Source organism: Bradyrhizobium sp. IC3123 (assembly GCF_020193625.1).
Classification (GTDB): domain Bacteria; phylum Pseudomonadota; class Alphaproteobacteria; order Rhizobiales; family Xanthobacteraceae; genus Bradyrhizobium; species Bradyrhizobium yuanmingense.
This window is the reverse complement of the sequence record NZ_JADYVF010000052.1, coordinates 1-717: the sequence shown is the minus strand read 5'-3', so window position 1 is coordinate 717 and position 717 is coordinate 1. Positions and strand designations below refer to the sequence as shown.

1 protein-coding gene is annotated in these 717 nt (G+C 55.4%); it reads right to left on the bottom strand.

Annotated elements, in window-relative coordinates; genetic code table 11:
* A partial coding sequence (locus tag I6F20_RS37575; protein ID WP_225131597.1) for a condensation domain-containing protein occupies nucleotides 1-717 on the bottom strand: 717 nt, incomplete at both ends.

Below are 717 nucleotides of genomic sequence, written 5' to 3'. Positions count from 1 at the left end.
CACTTCGATAAAGCACATCGTATTGTCCGCCATCATACGGATTCGGCAGGAAACAGCGGTCAGTCCGATCTTGATCCTGCCAATACCCAGCGCTCAGACAGCGGCCCGCGATGCACAGTTCGCCGGACGCTCCAACAGGCACTCTCTTCAATCGTGCATCGAGCACGTAGAGTTTGACGTTGTCGATCGTGCAGCTGTTGCGGCGCGCAAATTCTCTTACACGACTGGAAAGATCGCCGCCAAGCAGCACTGGATGCGAGGCGCCGCGGTATGAATTTGTCTGCGGGCGCGCTCGTCCCGTTCCAAGCGAAAGCACCGGCGGATCATCACCAATCTGACGACGCCAATAGTGACGTTGGCTCTCCAGCGCCTCTGGAGAAACGTGTCGTTTTTCCCACGCCGCGTAGCCCGAGAGTGACGCACGGTTCTCTGGGCAAAACGCCACGGCATCTACGTACCTTTGCTGAAGATCTCTGAGCAGCACAGAGATGGACCAGGCATCGACGATGATTTCATGAGCGGTGATCAATATGAGATGATTGTCAGGACCAAGCCGGACCATGCGCGCGCGAAACAAGTGGTCCTGTCCAAGATCGAAATTGTCTTTCAGCTCCGTTCGCCGAAACTGTGCGATGAGCTCCTCAGCCTCGGAGGAGGTGAGATGAGATACATCGATCAATTCAAGATTGGTGCATGGCGGAGCATCAAAGCATTGAA